Consider the following 17,311-nt stretch of genomic DNA (forward strand, 5'->3'; position numbering starts at 1 on the left):
TTGGTCCGTCGACCAATGTGGTGGCATTTATCCTGCGTCTTTCCGAACGGCCGACACCGTTTCCTCCCCAACGGTGTCGGCCGCTTTTCGTGTGCGGCTCGTCGATCCCTCGGAAACAGTCAATTAAGGACTGGGAAACACGCGCGCAATCATGCCGGTCAACGCTTTCCCTGCCCATATCCGAGCCGGTTCCCTGCGCGGCGTCCACCCGTCGACCTCGGCACCGCCCACGTCAGCTCCATCGGACCGCACCGACCGTCCTTTCGCCACTTGAGTGCACCGCAGGGAGAGTAGATGTCATTATTCCGGGGCCGCCGCATCCTGGCGGGTGCCATGACCCTGGTCGCCGCGGCCGCGATGACCGCGTGCGGCAGCAAGACCACCGACTCCGGTGGCGCGACCGGCGTCACCGCCGACGTCTCCGGCGACACCGTCAAGGTGGGCCTGCTCAACTCGCTCTCCGGGACCATGGCGATCAGCGAGGTGACCGTCCGCGACTCCATCATGCTCGCCATCGACGAGATCAACGCGGCCGGCGGTGTCCTCGGCAAGAAGATCCAGCCGGTCGGTGAGGATGGCGCCTCGGACTGGCCCACCTTCGCGGAGAAGGCCGAGAAGCTCATCTCCGAGGACCGGGTGGCGGCTGTCTTCGGCTGTTGGACGTCGGCCAGCCGCAAGGCGGTCAAGCCGGTGTTCGAGAAGAACAAGGCGTTGCTGTTCTACCCGGTGCAGTACGAGGGACTCGAGCAGTCGCCCTACATCTTCTACACCGGAGCGACGACCAACCAGCAGATCGTTCCCGGGCTGGACTATCTCAAGTCGCAGGGGGCGAAGTCGGTCTATCTGGTCGGTAGCGACTACGTGTTTCCGCGAACCGCCAACAAAATCATCAAGGCGTACGCGGCCGCGAACGGGATGACCGTGCTGGGTGAGGATTACGCGCCACTGGGCTCCACCGAGTTCGGCACCATCGTGAACAAGGTCAAATCGTCCGGCGCGGACGCGGTGTTCAACACGCTCAACGGTGACAGCAACGTGGCCTTCTTCAAGGAGTACAAGTCGGCGGGTCTGACCGCCGCCGCGATGCCCGTGGTGTCGGTGTCGATCGCCGAGGAAGAGGTCAAGGGCATCGGCACCCAGTACCTGGAGGGCCAGCTGACGGCCTGGAACTACTACCAGACCACCCCGGGCGCGGCGAACTCGAAGTTCGTGGCCGCGTACAAGGCGAAGTTCGGCGCGGACAAGCCGACCAGCGACCCGATGGAAGCCGCGTACGTCGGCGTGCACCTGTGGAAGGCGATGGTCGAGAAGGCCGGCGCCTTCGACGTGGAGAAGGTCCGCTCCGCCTCGGACGGGATCACCTTCGACGCGCCGGAGGGTCTGGTCACCGTCGACGGCAAGACCCAGCACATCGCGAAGACCGCCCGGATCGGCAAGATCGGCGCGGACGGCCTGATCACCGAGGTGTGGAACTCCGGCAAGCCGGTCGCGCCGGACCCGTACCTCAAGACCTACCCGTGGGCGAGCGGCCTGAGCTGACGACGCCGGCCCGGGCGGAACGCGTTGCCGCGCGCTCCGCCCGGGCCACCCGACCAGCAGTTCGGAGTACCCACCGTGACAGTCCTCTTCGGTCAACTCTTCACCGGCATCAGCATCGGCGCGGTGCTGCTGCTCATCGCGCTCGGCCTCGCGCTGACCTTCGGCCAGATGAACGTGATCAACATGGCGCACGGTGAGTTCATCATGGCCGGCGCGTACACCACCTACGTTCTGCAACAGAGCATCACCGGCGCCGGCCTGTCACTGGCGGTCGCGCTGCCGGTGGCGTTCGTGGTCGCCGGCACCATGGGTGTCCTGCTGGAGGTGCTGCTCATCCGCCGGCTCTACGCCCGCCCACTGGACACCCTGCTGGTCACCTGGGGTGTGTCACTGATCCTGCAACAACTGGCCCGGGACATCTTCGGCAGCCCGAACGTGCAGACCCGCGCGCCGGAGCTGCTCACCGGCAACGTGGCGCTGCCCGGCGGGCTGACCATCGCCAACAACCGGCTGTTCATCCTGGCCCTGGCTCTGGCGGCCGTCGCGGCGCTCACCCTGGCGCTGCGACTCACCCCGCTCGGACGTCGTATTCGCGCGGTGGTGCAGAACCGCGACCTCGCCGCCGTCTCCGGTGTCGCCACCTCCCGGGTCGACCGGACGACCTTCTTCCTCGGCTCCGGCCTGGCCGGGCTCGCCGGGGTGGCCCTCACCCTGCTCGGCCCGATCGGCCCCACCATGGGCACCAACCTGATCATCGACGCCTTCCTGGTCGTCGTGGTGGGTGGGATCGGCCAGCTCAAGGGCAGTGTGATCGTCGCCTTCGCCCTCGGCGTGCTCCAGGCCACCGGGGAATACCTGACCACCCTCAGCGTCGCCAAGGTGATCGTGTTCGTGGCGATCGTCGCGTTCCTCCAGTGGCGGCCACAGGGCCTGTTCACCCTGCGGACCAGGAGCCTCGCATGACCGCCGTCACCCCCGCGCCACCCAGCACCGCCGTCCGCCCGGCGCCCGCCGGTGCCGTACCGCCGAACCGTCCCGGGCGCTCCCAGCTACGGACCCTGGCCGGCTTCGCCTTCGGCGCGGCGCTGCTGTTCGCCGTCGCCCCGCTGGTGTTGTCGGACTTCCGGCTGGCCCTGCTGTCCAAGTACCTCTGCGTCGCCATGGTCGCGGTCGGCATCGGGATCGCCTGGGGCCGGGGCGGGATGCTCACCCTGGGCCAGGGCGTCTTCTTCGGTCTCGGCGGCTACGCGATGGCCATGCACCTCAAGCTCGCCGACGCGGGCCCGGGTGGGATGCCCGACTTCATGCAGCTGTACGGGCAACTCGACGAGTTGCCGCTGTGGTGGCGGCCGTTCGCCAGCCCGTGGTTCGCGCTGCCCGCCACGGTGTTGCTGCCGATGGCTGTCGCCTTCGGGCTCGGCTCGCTGGTCTTTCGCCGCCGGGTCCGCGGCGCGTACTTCGCCATCCTCAGCCAGGCGCTCGCCGCCGCCATGGTGATCCTGCTGATCGGCCAGCAGGGCACCACGGGTGGCACCAACGGGCTCACCGACATCAAGGGCTTCTTCGGGTACGACCTGGACGACCCGGTCAACCAGCGGATGGTGTACTTCATCATCGCCGGCACGCTGCTGGCGCTGCTCGCGCTGACCCGTCAGCTCATCCACAGCCGTTACGGCGAACTGTTGGTGGCGGTGCGCGACGGCGAGGAACGGGTCCGCTTCCTGGGTTACGACCCGGCGTCGGTCAAGCTCGTGGCGTACGTGGTGGCGGCGGGCATGGCCGGGCTGGCCGGCGCGCTGTTCGTGCCGGCGGTGGGCATCATCTCGCCCGCGCTGATCGGCATCGTCCCGTCGATCGAGTTCGTCATCGGCGTCGCGGTGGGCGGCCGGGCGACACTGCTCGGGCCGGTGCTCGGCGCGGTGGCGGTGGCCTGGGCGCGTACCGCCCTCTCCGAGCGTTTCCCGGGCACCTGGACGTACCTTCAGGGGTTGCTCTTCGTGGTCGTGGTGGCGTTCCTCCCCGGCGGACTCGCGTCGCTGTGGGCGTTGGCCCGCCACCGCGACGTCGCCGCGCGGCCGCAGCGGCGCGGCTGGCTGTCACTGGGTCGACGACGGGCCGAACGGATGGAGGTGCCGGCGGCATGAGCGAACGCACCGAGCGAAGCGAGGGCCGTGAGCGCATGCCCAGCCAGCACGGCATGAGCGGCGAGCGCTTGGACGGGTTGTCCGTCCGTGACGTACGGGTCAGCTTCGACGGTTTCACCGCCGTGGACGGCGTCTCGTTGGAGGTGCCCGCCGGCGACATCCGGTTCCTGATCGGGCCGAACGGCGCCGGCAAGACCACACTGGTCGACGCGATCACCGGTCTGGTCAGGGCCAGCGGCTCGGTCCGCTTCGGTGAGCAGGAACTGCTCGGCCGGCCGGTGCACCGGATCAGCCGGCTCGGCATCGGGCGGACCTTCCAGACCTCGACGGTCTTCGAGGAGCTGTCGGTGTTGCAGAACCTCGACATCGCGGCGGGCGCGCGGCGCAGCTGGGCGACCCTGGCCCGCCGCCGACGAGGCGTGCCCGACGAGATCGCCGCCGCGCTGGAGACGATCGGTCTGGCCGAGCGGGCCGCGGACCTCGCCGGGACGCTCGCGCACGGCCAGAAGCAGTGGCTGGAGATCGGCATGCTGCTGGTGCAGGACGCGCGGCTGCTGCTGCTCGACGAGCCGGTCGCCGGGATGAGCCATGAGGAACGCGACGCCACCGGGGCCCTGTTGGAGACGGTGAGCCGGGATCGCACTGTCGTCGTGATCGAGCACGACATGGACTTCCTGCGTCGGTTCGCGCGCAGCGTCACAGTGCTGCACGCCGGACGGGTGCTCAGCGAGGGCACGGTCGCGCAGGTCCAGGCGGACCCGCGCGTGCAGGAGGTCTACCTTGGCCACCCGGTCGACGCCGGGTCGGCCCGCACCGGCCGGGAGGCATGATGCTGACGCTGCGTGGGGTGCACGCCGGGTACGGGCGGTCCCGGGTGCTGCACGGGGTCGACCTGGCCGTCCCGCCCGACGGGGTGGCCTCCGTGCTCGGGCACAACGGTGCCGGCAAGAGCACCCTGCTGCGGGTCGCGGCGGGGCTGCTGCGCCCGAGTGCCGGCACCGTGGAGTTGGACGGCGAGGACGTCACCCGCGCCGGGCCGCACGAGCGGGTGGCGCGGGGAATGGCGTACGTGCCGCAGGGTCAGCAGTGCTTTCCGCACCTGACCGCTGCGGAGAACCTGCGGCTGGTCGCCGACGGCCGGCGCGACGGGGCGGTGGCCACGGCGGAGGTGCTGGATCTGTTTCCGGCGTTGCGCCCGCTGCTGCGGCGGCGGGCCGGCCTGCTCTCCGGCGGTCAGCGCCAGCAGTTGGCCATCGCCCGCGCCCTGATCACCCGGCCGCGGCTGCTGATGCTCGACGAGCCGACCGAGGGCATCCAGCCGTCGGTGGTCGCGGAGATCCAGGAGCGGATCGTCGAGTTGACCCGGCAGTCCGGGTTCAGTGTGCTGCTCGTCGAGCAGCACCTGGGTTTCGCTCTGCGGGTGGCGGACCGTTACCACGTGCTGGAGTCCGGTCGGGTCACCTCGTCCGGCGACGGGGGTGTCACGGCGGAGCGGGACGTCCGGGCGGCCCTGGCCGTCTGACCGGGGTGGCGTCGGTCAGCTTTCCGGCGCGGGCCCGGTCGAGTCGCGGACGACCAGCAGGTGCCCGGTGGGGCGGCGGCGCGGACGTGTCGTGCGCGGCTTGAGCGCGAGGGTGAGTGCCGTGCGACCCATCTCGGTCAGCGGCAGGCGGATGGTGGTCAGGCTGGGTGCCAGGTCGGCCGCCACGGAGACGTCGTCGAAGCCGACCACGGACATCCGCGCGGGCACCGGCACGCGGCGGGACCGCAGCGTCGACAGCACACCCATGGCCATCGCGTCGTTGAGTGCGATGATCGCCGTCGTCTCGGGGTGCGCGTTGAGGATCTGCTCGGCGGCGGCGCGCCCCCCGCCGCGGGTGAAGTCGCTGTGCACGACGGCGAGGTCGGCGGGGGAGCGCCCGCGCTGCCGCAGGGCCGACGACACACCGGCCAGCCGGTCGGCGACCGTGGTGAGGCCGGCGCTGCCCGCGGCGACGGCGATCCGCCGATGACCGAGATCCATCAGGTGCTGGGCGAGGGCGTGACCGCCGGCCTCGTTGTCCGGGAGGACGGCGTCGACGCCGAGCGCGTGGCGTCCGATGGCAGCGGCCCGTCCGCCGTGGTCCTGGAACGCGGCCAACTCGGCCCGTGCCGCGCTCTCCATCCGGGGGTCGTCGAAGCCGGAACCACTGATCAGGACGATGCCGACCCGCTGGGCGATCAGGTGGCGCAGCTGTTGCAGCTCGTAGCCGGGGTCGCGGCCGGACTGGCAGATCTGCACCAGCAACCCCTGCTCGGCGGCGAGTTGGATGACCCCGGCGGCGATCTCGGAGAAGTACGGGTCGTCGATCTGGTGGACGATCAACCCCACCGTGGAGGTGGCCCCGCTGGCCAGGGTACGGGCGTACGGGTTGGCGACATAGCCCAGCTCACCGGCGATCTGCCGGATCCGGTCGGCGACCTCGGCGCTGACCCCGTCGCGGCCGGCGAGCGCTCGGGAGGCCGTCGCCAGCGAGACGGCGGCGTGTTCGGCGACGTCCACGAGGCGCGGCCGTTGGCTGGCCCTGGGCATCGGCAACCCTCCGGAGACATCCATGTCACCCGATCTGTTGCGAGCGACACCGATCGAAGCCTAGGGTACGTAAGCGCTTACGTAAGCGCTTACGTGACCGGCATCCGTCATGCCGCGAAACGAGGTGACAGCCATGTCCAGGGCTCGACGAGCGGCCGTCTCCCTCCTGGCGATCGGCGCGCTGACCGGCGCCGGCGCGCCACCGGCGCAGGCCGATCGCGGCATCCCGTCCGCCGTCCACCCGGCGCTGCGCGCGCACCTGGTCGCCGCGTACGACTTCGACCACCCGGTGCCCGGCGACCCCGCACTCGAACGCGACCAGGGGCGGTCCGGCACCGAGATCGAGCTGATCAACGGCGGTGCCGCCATGCGGGTGCCGGAGGACGCCTACCGGGGCAGCCGCAACGCGGTGCAGACCCGGCAGGTCGACCCCGCCGTCGCCGGCAACGACGACTGGAAGGCCGGCACCTGGTCGGCCAGCGGGGTGCGGACACTGCGTGCCTTCAGCGCCACCGCCGGCACCACGGTCATGGGCTGGTTCAAGCTGAACATGGACCGCCCGCTACCCAACTCCACCACCGCCGACCCGGACGACAGGTACAACGCGATCGGGCTGGCCGGAGTGCTGACCGGCGACTCCGACGGCCACGGCGTCCGCGCGCTGTTGGAGCTGATCGACGTCGACGGGGAGTTGCGTCTCGTCGCGCTCGGCCGGCGGCTCGACGGCGGCGACTCACAGACCTTCGCCGCCACCCGGGACTGGCGTGAGCTGCTGCCCGTCGGGGAGTGGGTGCACCTGGCCGCCACCTTCGACTTCGCCACCGGCGCGCTCGCCCTCTACCGCAACGGTGAACCGGTGGACGGCTTCTACACCCGTTCCGACGACCCGTGGCTGGTCTCCGGGCCGGGCCCGCACGTGACCACGGCCTCCGACCCCCGGGGCATCAAGATCGGCGGCAGCTTTCCCCAGGACAACCTGGAACGCAACCCGTGCGACTGCCGGATGGACGGCCTGATGTTCCTCGACAGTGTGGTCTCCGCGAACGACGTGCGGAGGCAGTACCGCCACCTTGCCCGCTGACCACCCTCGGCACCGTCCCACCGAGAAGGAGACACGCGTGCGCACCCTGCACCGTCGCGCCGGCGCCGTCCGCCGGCCCAGAGTGAGGGCTGGCCTCACCGCCCTCGTGCTGATCCTGTCCACACTGGTCGCCACCCCCGCGCGAGCCGCCGACGCGGTCGACGACCCGATCCCCGACATGCCGGTCCAGTCCCGACTCGGGCTGGTCCTCAGCGAGTACGCCAGCTTTCCGCAGTCGTTCCCGACTCCGGCGCCGACCGACGCGCGGCTCATGCGTACCGCGCGGATCAACACCATCATGGAGGTGCCCGACGGTTCCGGCCGGCGGGCGGTGCCCGACCTCAACGGGCGCCTCTACCTGGTCGAGGGCGGCGTGCCGCACGTCTACCTGGACGTGGCCGCGACGTTCGCGCCGCGGTTCTTCTCCGGTCGTGGGCTCGGCCAGGGCTTCGGGTACGTCGCGTTCCACCCGGAGTTCGGGGCGAACGGCCGGTTCTACACCATCCACACCGAGTTGGCGTCGACGACGACCGCCGCTGCGGACTACGCCCAACCCAACACGCTCTTCCACGGTGTCATCACCGAGTGGACGGCGACGGATCCGGCCGCTGCCACCTTCGCCGGTACGCACCGGGAGGTGCTGCGCATCGGCTTCGGCGGCCAGGTGCACGGCATCCAGGAGATCAACTTCAACCCCACGGCCAAGCGCCACGACCGCGACTACGGGCTGCTGTACCTGGCCGTCGGCGACGGTGGCCAGGGTGCCCGCAACACCGATCCGCAGAACCTGGCCCTGCCGCACGGCAAGCTGCTCCGGATCGACCCCCGGGGCACCAACTCCGCGAACGGGCGCTACGGCATCCCGGCCGGGAACCCGTTCGTCGGCCGGGCCGGCGCGCTCGGCGAGCTCTACGCGGTGGGTTTCCGGGACCCGCACCGGTTCAGCTGGGACCGGGCGACCGGCCGGATGTACCTCGGGCACATCGGCGAACACGCCGTCGAGGCGATCTACGAAGTCCGTGCCGGGGACAACTTTGGATGGAGCGAGCGCGAAGGCTCCTTCGTCTTCGACAAGGCGGCCACGAACCCCTGCGACCGGCTGCTCCCGCTGCCCGCCGACGACGACAGCTACGGCTACACCTACCCGGTCGCCGCGTACGACCACGACCCCGCCGCCGGTTGGAACTGCACCGACGACGTCGGTGTCGCGGTGGCCGGCGGCTTCGTCTACCGGGGGCGGACGCTGCCAGCGCTGCGCGGCAAGTACGTCTTCGGCGACCTGGTCGACGGCCGGGTGCTCTACACCGAGGCCAACGAGATGCGCCGGGGCCGGGAACTGGCCACGATCCACCAGCTCGCGCTCTTCGACGAGGCGGGCACCCCGGTCCGGATGCGCGACCTGTCGTCACCGGGCGCGCCCGGTGACCCCAACCGGGTGGACCTGCGCTTCGGCACCGACGCCGCCGGTGAGCTCTACGTCGTCGCGAAGGCCAACGGAAAGGTCTGGAAGGTGACCGGCACCCGGGAGTTCGCCAGCGGTGACGTCGGGGACGTCACCCTGCGCCGTACCACCGGAGCCGCGAACTGGGCACCGATGACACCGGCGAAGTGGCAGTTCACCCACGACCAGGTCATCCTGGCCGAGGCCGGGGAGAGCCGGCCGGGCCCGCGCCGGCCCTTCGAGTACGCCGTGCTGACCAACGGACCGGCGTGGTCGTCGGTGCGGGTCGATGCCCAGGTACGACTCGACACCCCGGTGGAGGTCACCAACCGGGACGTGATCATCGTCTTCGGCTGGCGCTCGGACACCGAGTTCTACTATGCCCACCTCTCGACCGACAACACGATCTATCCGCACAACGGCATCTTCAAGGTGGACAACGCCGACCGGGAGCGCATCGACCACCAGTGGAACGGCCGCTCGCGCGGCGCCAACCCGGCGATCACCGACGCCAGGTGGCACCGCGTGCGGGTGGTGCACCTGCCGGCCACCGGCGAGATCGCCGTCTACGTCGACGGGCACCGGGACCCGCTGCTGACCGCGAAGGACACCACGTTCGGCTCGGGGCGGGTCGGCTTCGGCTCGTTCGACAACGTGGGCCGACTGCGCAACCTGACCGTCACCGGCGCGCCGGCCTGAACCGGGTCACGGTGGGGACGGTGACGACCTGGGTCGCCGTCCCCACCGGGCAACCGTCGCACCGTGCGAGATCAACGGCGAGGAGCGCGCCGGCCCGGCTAGACCGCTCCGTAGTGGAGAGACAACCCGGTGGCGGCCCGGTCGGCGGTGATCTGCATCATGCTGCCCAGCATCGTGGCCCGATCGGTCACCAGGGCCGTCCCGTCGGGCGCGTACGTGATCCGGTCACTGATCAGCACCGGTGCTCCCTCGGCCTCGTCCAGATGCCGGGCCACGTCCGCGTTCAGCACCTCCGGTCGGATCGTCTCGGCCGCCCGGGCCACCACCACCCCCAGGTCGGCCAGGGCCGCGTACAACGAGGTGCCGGTGAAGTCCACGTCGTGCAACCGGCTCGCGTGCGGCTCGCGTACCCAGGAAATCTGATGAATGGCGCGGCGGCCGGCGAACGCGCGGACCCGCTCCAGGCGCAGGCCCGCCTCGGCCTCGCGGACCCGCAGCCGGGCCGCGACGCGCGAGGGCACGCGGCGCTGCGCGCGGGAGATCACCGTCGTGTGGACCTCGTGGCCCTGCTCGCGCAGGTCGTCGCCGAAGCTCCGCAACGATCCGAGCTGGTACGCGGCATGAGCAGGTGCGACATAGGTGCCCTTGCCCGGCCGCTGGACGATCAGGCCCTCGGCGCTCAGTTCGCGCAGGGCCTGCCGCAGCGTCATCAGAGTGACCCCGTACGCCGTGCTCAGCTCGCGCTGCGCGGGCAACGCCTCACCCGGCACGTAACGACCGTCGCGGATCTTGGCGGCGAGGTCGGCGGCGATGGCCCGGTAGCGTGCCACTGTTCTGTCTCCCGATGCGTCGACTGTCCGCTCCCCGTCATCGACGGCCACCGCCGATCATCGCACGGTAGCCATCTGGGACAACGCGGCCCGCAGTGACGCCACGAAGACGCCGACCTCGGTGGGACTCGCCCCGTCGAGGATGCGCCGCATGACGGCCGCGCCGACGATGACTCCGTCGGCGACCGCCGCCGCCTCGCCCGCCTGTTGCGGGGTGGAGATGCCGAAGCCCAGCAGGACGGGTAGGTCCGTGACCTGCTTGAGCCGGGCGGCCAGAGTGACGGCCGACGGGGCGAGCCGGTCGCGTTCGCCGGTCGTGCCCATGATCGAGATGGCGTACACGAAACCCTGACTGCGTCGGCCGATCTCGGCGAGCCGGTCGTCCGGCGTGGCGGGGGAGGCGAGCAGGCTCACCTGGACGCCCGGCACGTCCAGCCCGGCCACCTCGTCGAGGGGCAGGTCGGGCACGATCAGCCCGGTCACCCCGGCTGCCGTCAGCGCGTCGCCGAACCCGGGCCGTAGCGCGATGTTGGCGTACGTGCTGGCGACGAGGGGGATGCCTGCCCGCGCTGTGGCGAGGTCTTCCAGGACCGAGGCGGGCGTCGTGCCTCGGGCGAGCGCCGCGTCCGAGGCCTCCTGAATGGTGCGGCCGTCGACTGTCGGGTCGGAGAACGGGAGCCCGACCTCGACCATGTCGGCTCCGGCGTCCTCGAAGGCGCTCAGATACGCCGTCCAGCCGGGCACGATCCCGCCCGTGATGTAGGGCATCAGTAGCTTCATGCGAGCTCCGCCTCCGCGATCAGGGTGGTGATGTCCTTGTCGCCGCGCCCCGAGAGGGTGACGAGCACTGTCGATCCTCCGGGCAGCTCCGGCGTGCCGGCGGCGCGGACGACCCAGGCGAGCGCGTGGGCCGACTCGATGGCGGGCAGCACGCCCTCCGACCGCGCGAGCCGGACCGCGGCCGCGACCGCCTCCCCGTCGGAGACGGTGACGTACCGGGCGCGCCCCAGATCGCGCAGGTACGCGTGCTCGGGGCCGACGCCGGGGTAGTCCAGCCCGGCGGCGATCGAGTGCGCCTCCTTGATCTGCCCGTGGTCGTCCTGGAGGAACAGCGACTGGAACCCGTGCAGGACGCCGATCTCCCCGTTCGCCGCGCCGGAGCCGCCCTCGGCTTCCACCCCGACGAGCTTCGCCGAGGTCTCGACGAACCCGGCGAACGTGCCCGCCGCGTTGCTGCCCCCGCCGACGCAGGCGACCACGTAGTCGGGGGTGGCGGCGGGCAGCTCGGCCGCGCACTGCCGCCGGGCCTCGTCACCGATGACGCGTTGGAACTCGCGGACCATCATCGGATAGGGGTGCGGACCGATGACGGAGCCCACGCAGTAGTACGCCTCGTCGACGTCCGTCACCCAGTGGCGCATGGCCTCGCTGGTGGCGTCCTTCAGCGTCCGACTGCCGGTGGTCACCGGAACGACCTCGGCGCCCAGCAGCCGCATACGGAAGACGTTGTGCGCCTGGCGTTCCACGTCGCGTTCGCCCATGAACACCGTCACCGGTAAGCCCAGCAGGGCGCCGGCGGTCGCCGTCGCGACGCCGTGCATGCCCGCCCCGGTCTCGGCGATCAGACGCGTACGCCCCATGCGTCGGGCCAGCAACGCCTGCCCGAGCACGTTGTTGATCTTGTGTGATCCGGTGTGCGTCAGATCCTCCCGCTTCAGCAGCACCGTCACACCGAGTTCGGTCGACAGTCGCACGGCCGGCGTCAGCGGTGTCGGGCGTCCCACGTGGGCCGACAGCAGTGCGGCGAGACTGCCGCGGAACCCGGGGTCGGCCCACGCCTGCGAGAAGGCCTCGGCGACCGCCTCGCAGGCGGGGATCAGAGACTCCGGCACGTACCGCCCGCCGTACCTCCCGTATCGCCCCGGAGCCCCCGCCGCCCGTACTGTTATAGAACTCATACAACAGTTATAGAACAGCGGGAGTCGTCTGGCAAGGGAGGCGGCACCGCGCATCCCTCGACCTGCCCCGGCGGCCCGGTCCGGTTCGTAGAATTCCTGCCATGCCGGAGATCGTCGAGTTGCTGGCCTCGCCCGTGCACCGCTTCCTGGGCCGGCCCGCCGACGGCCCGGCCCCGGCCCCGCCCGGTGAGCTGGTCGACGCCGTGAGGATCCGGGCCGGTCTCGGTATCGTCGGCGACCGCTACTTCGGTCAGCAGGCACACCGCGACGCCAGCGTCACGGTCATCGCCCAGGAGTCGCTGCCGGTCGGCATCGGCCTGGCCGAGGTGCGGCGCAACATCCTCACCACCGGGATCGCCGTGGACGAGCTGATCGGCAGGGTGCTGGTGCTGGACTCCGGCGACGGCCCGGTCAGCCTGCGGGTCAACCGGGCGGCCCGACCGTGTGCCTGGATGGACGTCACGGTCGGACCGGGGGCGTGGAAGGCGCTGCGCACCACCGGCGGCATCCGCTGCACACCCCTCACCGACGGCACCCTGCGCGTCGGCGCGATCGACGCCGTCGTGACCTGAGGACGGCAGCCGGGTCAGACCGGGCTGATGTGTGCGGCCAGCACCCGCCAGCCGTGCGGGTCGTCGTGGACCCACGTCCGGGTGTACCGCAGCCGCGCGGCGAACGGCGCTCCCTCGAATTCGCCGGACACCCGGCCCAGGAAGAACGTCACCCCCGTCGATCCGACCACGAGCAGGTCCAGCTCCTCCTCCACCAACTCCTCGACGACCGAGCGGCGGTCCCGGTGAGCGGTCAGGTCATCCTGCTTGCTGTGGGTACGCCCGTCCGGGCCGACGGCGATCAGCTGGTCGATCAGCAGCTGATCGAGGGCGGCGACGTCCCCGGCCCGTTGGGCGGCCTGCAGGGTGCGCTCGGCGTCGAGCAGCTCAGCCTCGCGTGCGCTGTCCGGCATCGGGGCGTCCTCCCGTTCGGGTCCGACCCGGTGCCACCGTCGGCCCGGGTTGTCCGCATTGTGGCAGCCAACCTGGCTCAGGTGGGTGGGGATCGCCGCCGAGGTTCACAGACTCAGGCGAATCCGTACGACGGTCTCCCCGGGACTGGTGAGCACGGCGACCTCGTCACAAATCTGCTCCACGATCGCCAGCCCGCGACCTCGTACCGAGTCGGTGGCCGGCATGCTTCGGCCGAGCGCCCGCGTCGGCCCGTGGTCGACGACGTCGCAGATCAGCTGACCCGGCTCGGCCCAGAGTCGCACCCAGCCACCGCCGGTGGTGTGCTGCAACGTGTTGGTGGCCAACTCGCTGACGGCCAGCGTCAACAGCTCCGTCCCCTCGTCCGACAGGCCACGGGCCAGCGCCCCGGCGCTGACGAACGCGCGCAGCGCCCGTATGTCCGTCGCGACCTGGTACGCCATGGTGTCCGCGGCGTGGGTGGGGACACTCTGCTCGGCCACGGTCTCCCGTCGCTCGCCCGGCATCAGCCCGCCCGATGCGGCTGCCCGGCCAGCGGCACCGCGTTCCGCGCGGATGTCGTGGGCGTGCGAGCCGCAGAGTGCGTCATCGGGCTGCCGGGACCCTTCTCGTAGCTGTTGTCGCCACATCATGTCACCCGCCGCCCTCCTGGCTGTCTCGTCCGTTCGGCGGTTGATCACGTGCGGGCCGGCCTGACCGGCCTCGCCGGTCCGGCGGCTGGCGATGCGCTTCGGCGGTGGAGCCGGCGGCACCGAGATGAGCCCGGCGGCCTGGCCGCTCTGGCAGCGCGGTCGAGTCAGGGTGTTGCGTCGAAGGCGATCGATTCGCTCAACTCCCGCCACCGCGCGTCCGACGCCGCGAGGGCCTCGGCGGCCGCGTGGGCGGCGGCCACGGCGTCGGCGCCGAGCAGCAACCGCAGCGGCGGGTCGTCGACCCGGGTGATCCGGATGATCGCCTGGGCGGCGCGGGCCGGGTCGCCCGGCTGGGCGCCGTTGGCCTGGCGCAGCCGCTGCACGGCCGGGTCGATGACCGGCCGGTACGGTTCACTGATCGACAGGGCGCTCATCGACGAGCCGGCCCAGTCGGTGCGCAGCCCGCCCGGCTCGACGCTGGTGATTCGGATCCCGAATGCCTCGACCTCTCTGGCGAGCACCCCGGAGAAGCCGCTGACCGCCCACTTGGCGGACTGGTACGCGCCCAGACCCGTGCTCGCGACCCGGCTGCCGACACTGGAGATCTGCACGATGTGCCCGCGTCCCTGCTCGCGCATCACGGGCAGGGCGGCCCGGGACAGGTTGACCACGCCGAAGAAGTTCGCCTCGACCTGCGCCCGGAAGTCGTCCTCCGACATGTCCTCGATCGCGGCGACGTCGGCGTACCCGGCGTTGTTGACCAGGATGTCCAGTTGCCCGAACGTGTCCACCGCGGTGCGGACGGCGGCACGGGCGGCGGCGGGGTCGTTGACGTCGAGGGCCACCGCGCGGACCTGGTCACCGTGCCGGTCGACCAGGTCCGCGAGCTGTGCCGGGTTGCGGGCGGTCGCCACCAGGTGGTCGCCGTCGGCCAGGACGGCCTCGGCGAGGGCGCGGCCGAGACCGCGCGAACAGCCGGTGATGAGCCAGACTCGGGGCACGGTGTTCCTCTCGTGTCGGTGGACCGTTCGTCGTCAGGGACGGATGTCCAGAGCGCCGATCAGCCCATCGCGCAGCGTGAACCGGTACCGCAACTCGACCGGGCTGCCGGGAAAGTCACCGGACACCCGGGTGAGAGCCAGGTATGAGTCGCCCGCCTGGGCGTCGACCCGGACCGGCTCGGCGGTGTACGCGTAGGCGTCCATCGTCTTCTGGCGCCAGGCGCGGATCGAGGCCCGTCCGTCGTACAGTCGGTCCTCGTCGGCGACGCTCGCGGTGTCCGCGAAGCAGGCGACGAAGGCGTCCAGGTCCCGGTCGTTGACGGCCCGGAAGTACCGGTCGATCACGTCGGGCAGGTCGAGGGCCATCTGCTCCTCCTGCGGCACGGGCCGCCGTCGGGCAGCCGTCGGGTTCCCGGTCCGACCTCACCGTACGAGAAGCCGACGTCACCGCGCGCAGCAACCAGCAGAACCATCCCCGCCGCGGCTGCCGGGTTTGCTGCCCGTGGGCCCGGGTAGCCACGCGTCTCCGAAAGCGAAGGGCGGGGGCATGGCCGAGCTGGCATTCGTCGACAAGGTTGCGGCACGGGCGGGTCTCCCGCCGGAGCAGGCGCGCCCGCTCACCGAGGCGGTCCTGCGGACCCTCACCGAGCGGCTCAGCGGCGGCGAGGCGGGCGCGTTGGCCCCCCACCTGGCCGACGAGTTGAGCCCACTGCTGGTCAAGGCCGCCGAACCGCCGGAGACGTTCGGCTACGACGAGTTCCTGAGCCGGGTCGCCGACCGCGCCGGGATCGACCGTCCGGCCGCCGAGCGGGGCACCCGGGCGGTGCTCCAGACGATGCACCGGGTGGTCGGGCACCGGGAGTTCGAGGACGCCCTGGCTCAACTCCCGGCGGACCTGCGGGCACTGGCGCAGCCGCTGCCGCACGGCCCCTGACCGACGCGCGCCTCGTGCGTCGCGCGCCGTGCAGGACGACCACGACGGTGACCGCACCCGTGGGCAGGGCGGCGGCGAGATGGTCGAGTGCCTCGCACCAACGGTGGCTCTGCTCGCCGGTCAGAGCGTGCCACGCCGGGACGGGAACCGGTTCACCAGTTATCTGCCCCGTCATGCATTTGCGGACCCACGTCGGCTACCTACGGCAGCGGATGCGAGATGGTAGGGCACTTCTCATGGGCAGGTGCGGCCCGCTAACGTGTCCGCGTGACGATGTTTCGGATCGGCGAGGCCGCCGAACTGCTCGGGGTCAGCGTGGACACGCTGCGGCGATGGATCGACGCCGGGCGCATAGCGGCCACCCGAGGCGAGCACGGCCACCGGGTGATCGACGGGGTCGCGCTCGCCAAGTTCCTTCAGGCGCAGGCCGCCGATCCGGAGAACCGCGCGGACGAGTCGTCGGCCCGTAACCGGCTGCGCGGCATCGTCACCGCCGTCGTCAAGGACACCGTGATGGCGCAGGTGGACATCCAGGCTGGACCGTTCCGGCTGGTGTCCCTGATGAGCCGGGAAGCCGTCGACGACCTCGGCCTGGAGGTCGGCTCGCTGGCGATCGCGGTGATCAAGTCGACCACGGTCGTGGTGGAGAAGAGCGCCGGTAGCAGAGGAAGCAGTTTGTGACAGCACGACGATTCCGTACCGCCCTGGCCGCGTTCGCCGCGCTGGCCGTGGTGGGGCTGACCGGTTGTGGTGGTGCCGACGACGCCGACCCGGGTGCGGCGAACAGCGGCGGCCCGGGCGTCACCGGGACGGTGACGGTGTTCGCGGCGGCGTCACTGACCGAGTCGTTCACCACCATCGGCAAGGACTTCGAGGCCGCGAACCCGGGCGTGAAAGTCACGTTCAGCTTCGCCGGCAGCTCCGCGCTGGCGACACAGATCAACCAGGGCGCGCCCGCCGACGTCTTCGCCTCCGCGGCGTCGGCGAACATGAAGACCGTCACCGACGCCGGCAACGGCGAGGGCAACCCGACCACGTTCGTCCGCAACCAGCTCGTCATCGTCGTACCGAAGGGCAACCCCACCGGGGTGACCGGGCTGACCGACCTGACCAAGCCCGATGCCAAGGTCGCGCTCTGCGCGGAGCAGGTGCCGTGCGGCGCGGCGGCGAAGAAAGCCCTCGACGCAGCCGGTGTGAAGCTCACCCCTGTCACCCTCGAACAGGACGTGAAGGCCGCGCTGTCGAAGGTGAAACTCGGCGAGGTCGACGCCGCGTTGGTCTACCGCACCGACGCGAAGGCCGCCGCGGCCGACGTGGACGGCGTCGAGTTCCCCGAGTCGGCCGCAGCGATCACCGACTACCCGATCACCATGCTCAGGAACGCCCCCAACAAGAGCGCCGCCCAAGCGTTCGTGACCTACGTGCTGTCCGACACCGGCAAGAGTGTCCTCACCCGAGCCGGCTTCCAGGCCCCCTGACGACGTGTCTCTCATCGAG

Annotated in this window: 19 protein-coding genes; 11 read left to right on the forward strand and 8 right to left on the reverse strand. The window is 71.2% G+C overall.

The window, feature by feature from the left end; translation table 11 throughout:
- The first annotated feature begins 294 nt into the window (after nucleotides 1-294).
- From urtA to urtE, 5 genes are all read left to right on the forward strand, one after another.
- A complete protein-coding gene (gene urtA / locus AB0877_RS04180) occupies nucleotides 295-1,539 on the forward strand; it encodes an urea ABC transporter substrate-binding protein (protein ID WP_366606498.1) in 1,245 nt (414 codons plus the stop codon).
- 75 nt (nucleotides 1,540-1,614) lie between these two features.
- Nucleotides 1,615-2,502, forward strand: coding sequence for an urea ABC transporter permease subunit UrtB (gene urtB / locus AB0877_RS04185; RefSeq protein ID WP_357196276.1), 888 nt, complete (start codon nucleotides 1,615-1,617; stop codon nucleotides 2,500-2,502).
- Nucleotides 2,499-3,683: an urea ABC transporter permease subunit UrtC gene (gene urtC / locus AB0877_RS04190; RefSeq protein WP_366606500.1), complete on the forward strand. Its 1,185-nt coding sequence runs from the start codon at nucleotides 2,499-2,501 to the stop codon at nucleotides 3,681-3,683. Before urtB ends, urtC begins: the two co-directional genes overlap by 4 nt.
- Complete coding sequence (gene urtD / locus AB0877_RS04195) at nucleotides 3,680-4,513, forward strand: urea ABC transporter ATP-binding protein UrtD (RefSeq protein WP_366606502.1); 834 nt, start codon at nucleotides 3,680-3,682, stop codon at nucleotides 4,511-4,513. The genes urtC and urtD overlap by 4 nt, the downstream gene beginning before the upstream one ends.
- Nucleotides 4,513-5,205, forward strand: coding sequence for an urea ABC transporter ATP-binding subunit UrtE (urtE, locus tag AB0877_RS04200; protein ID WP_355006688.1), 693 nt, complete (start codon nucleotides 4,513-4,515; stop codon nucleotides 5,203-5,205). Before urtD ends, urtE begins: the two co-directional genes overlap by 1 nt.
- A 15-nt stretch (nucleotides 5,206-5,220) precedes the next feature.
- Here the strand turns inward: urtE and AB0877_RS04205 are convergent, their stop codons facing one another.
- Nucleotides 5,221-6,255, reverse strand: a complete 1,035-nt coding sequence (locus AB0877_RS04205) for a LacI family DNA-binding transcriptional regulator (RefSeq protein WP_366606504.1) — start codon at nucleotides 6,253-6,255, stop codon at nucleotides 5,221-5,223.
- Between the two features lie 133 nt (nucleotides 6,256-6,388).
- On the opposite strand from AB0877_RS04205, the gene AB0877_RS04210 reads away from it, so the two are divergent.
- Together AB0877_RS04210 and AB0877_RS04215 are read left to right on the forward strand one after the other, a co-directional pair.
- On the forward strand, nucleotides 6,389-7,336 hold the full coding sequence (locus tag AB0877_RS04210; RefSeq protein WP_366606506.1) for a LamG-like jellyroll fold domain-containing protein: 948 nt from the start codon (nucleotides 6,389-6,391) through the stop codon (nucleotides 7,334-7,336).
- 37 nt (nucleotides 7,337-7,373) lie between these two features.
- Nucleotides 7,374-9,476, forward strand: coding sequence for a PQQ-dependent sugar dehydrogenase (locus AB0877_RS04215; protein ID WP_366606508.1), 2,103 nt, complete (start codon nucleotides 7,374-7,376; stop codon nucleotides 9,474-9,476).
- 98 nt (nucleotides 9,477-9,574) lie between these two features.
- On the opposite strand, the gene AB0877_RS04220 is transcribed toward AB0877_RS04215, so the two are convergent.
- Genes AB0877_RS04220 through trpB form a run of 3 tightly spaced genes read right to left on the reverse strand, consistent with a single transcriptional unit; the run spans nucleotide 9,575 to nucleotide 12,264 of the window.
- A complete protein-coding gene (locus AB0877_RS04220; RefSeq protein WP_366606510.1) occupies nucleotides 9,575-10,306 on the reverse strand; it encodes a GntR family transcriptional regulator in 732 nt (243 codons plus the stop codon).
- 57 nt (nucleotides 10,307-10,363) lie between these two features.
- Nucleotides 10,364-11,086: a tryptophan synthase subunit alpha gene (gene trpA / locus AB0877_RS04225; RefSeq protein ID WP_366606512.1), complete on the reverse strand. Its 723-nt coding sequence runs from the start codon at nucleotides 11,084-11,086 to the stop codon at nucleotides 10,364-10,366.
- The gene (gene trpB, locus AB0877_RS04230) at nucleotides 11,083-12,264 is read right to left on the reverse strand and encodes a tryptophan synthase subunit beta (RefSeq protein ID WP_366606513.1); all 1,182 of its coding nucleotides are present in this window, start codon (nucleotides 12,262-12,264) and stop codon (nucleotides 11,083-11,085) included. Before trpB ends, trpA begins: the two co-directional genes overlap by 4 nt.
- A gap of 101 nt (nucleotides 12,265-12,365) precedes the next feature.
- Here trpB and AB0877_RS04235 point away from each other — a divergent pair, with 101 nt between their 5' ends.
- Nucleotides 12,366-12,836: a molybdenum cofactor biosysynthesis protein gene (locus tag AB0877_RS04235; protein ID WP_366606515.1), complete on the forward strand. Its 471-nt coding sequence runs from the start codon at nucleotides 12,366-12,368 to the stop codon at nucleotides 12,834-12,836.
- A 14-nt stretch (nucleotides 12,837-12,850) separates the two neighbouring features.
- On the opposite strand, the gene AB0877_RS04240 is transcribed toward AB0877_RS04235, so the two are convergent.
- From AB0877_RS04240 to AB0877_RS04255, 4 genes are all read right to left on the reverse strand, one after another.
- Nucleotides 12,851-13,228 (reverse strand): nuclear transport factor 2 family protein, encoded by a 378-nt coding sequence (locus AB0877_RS04240; RefSeq protein WP_366606517.1) that lies wholly within the window; start codon nucleotides 13,226-13,228, stop codon nucleotides 12,851-12,853.
- Nucleotides 13,229-13,333: 105 nt separating this feature from the next.
- Entirely contained in the window at nucleotides 13,334-13,753 is a 420-nt protein-coding gene (locus tag AB0877_RS04245) for an ATP-binding protein (protein WP_366606518.1), read from the reverse strand.
- Nucleotides 13,754-14,043: 290 nt separating this feature from the next.
- Entirely contained in the window at nucleotides 14,044-14,880 is an 837-nt protein-coding gene (locus AB0877_RS04250; RefSeq protein WP_366606520.1) for an oxidoreductase, read from the reverse strand.
- A gap of 33 nt (nucleotides 14,881-14,913) precedes the next feature.
- Nucleotides 14,914-15,246, reverse strand: a complete 333-nt coding sequence (locus AB0877_RS04255; RefSeq protein ID WP_366606521.1) for a nuclear transport factor 2 family protein — start codon at nucleotides 15,244-15,246, stop codon at nucleotides 14,914-14,916.
- 181 nt (nucleotides 15,247-15,427) lie between these two features.
- On the opposite strand from AB0877_RS04255, the gene AB0877_RS04260 reads away from it, so the two are divergent.
- The 3 genes from AB0877_RS04260 to modA all read left to right on the forward strand — a co-directional run bounded on the left by AB0877_RS04260 (nucleotide 15,428) and on the right by modA (nucleotide 17,292).
- On the forward strand, nucleotides 15,428-15,814 hold the full coding sequence (locus AB0877_RS04260) for a DUF2267 domain-containing protein (RefSeq protein WP_088989254.1): 387 nt from the start codon (nucleotides 15,428-15,430) through the stop codon (nucleotides 15,812-15,814).
- Nucleotides 15,815-16,081: 267 nt separating this feature from the next.
- A complete protein-coding gene (locus tag AB0877_RS04265) occupies nucleotides 16,082-16,495 on the forward strand; it encodes a TOBE domain-containing protein (protein WP_366606523.1) in 414 nt (137 codons plus the stop codon).
- The gene (gene modA, locus AB0877_RS04270) at nucleotides 16,492-17,292 is read left to right on the forward strand and encodes a molybdate ABC transporter substrate-binding protein (RefSeq protein ID WP_366606524.1); all 801 of its coding nucleotides are present in this window, start codon (nucleotides 16,492-16,494) and stop codon (nucleotides 17,290-17,292) included. The genes AB0877_RS04265 and modA overlap by 4 nt, the downstream gene beginning before the upstream one ends.
- Nucleotides 17,293-17,311 lie beyond the last annotated feature (19 nt).

The sequence above is a fragment of the Micromonospora sp. NPDC047644 genome (genome assembly GCF_040704315.1).
Taxonomy (GTDB): Bacteria; Actinomycetota; Actinomycetes; order Mycobacteriales; family Micromonosporaceae; genus Micromonospora.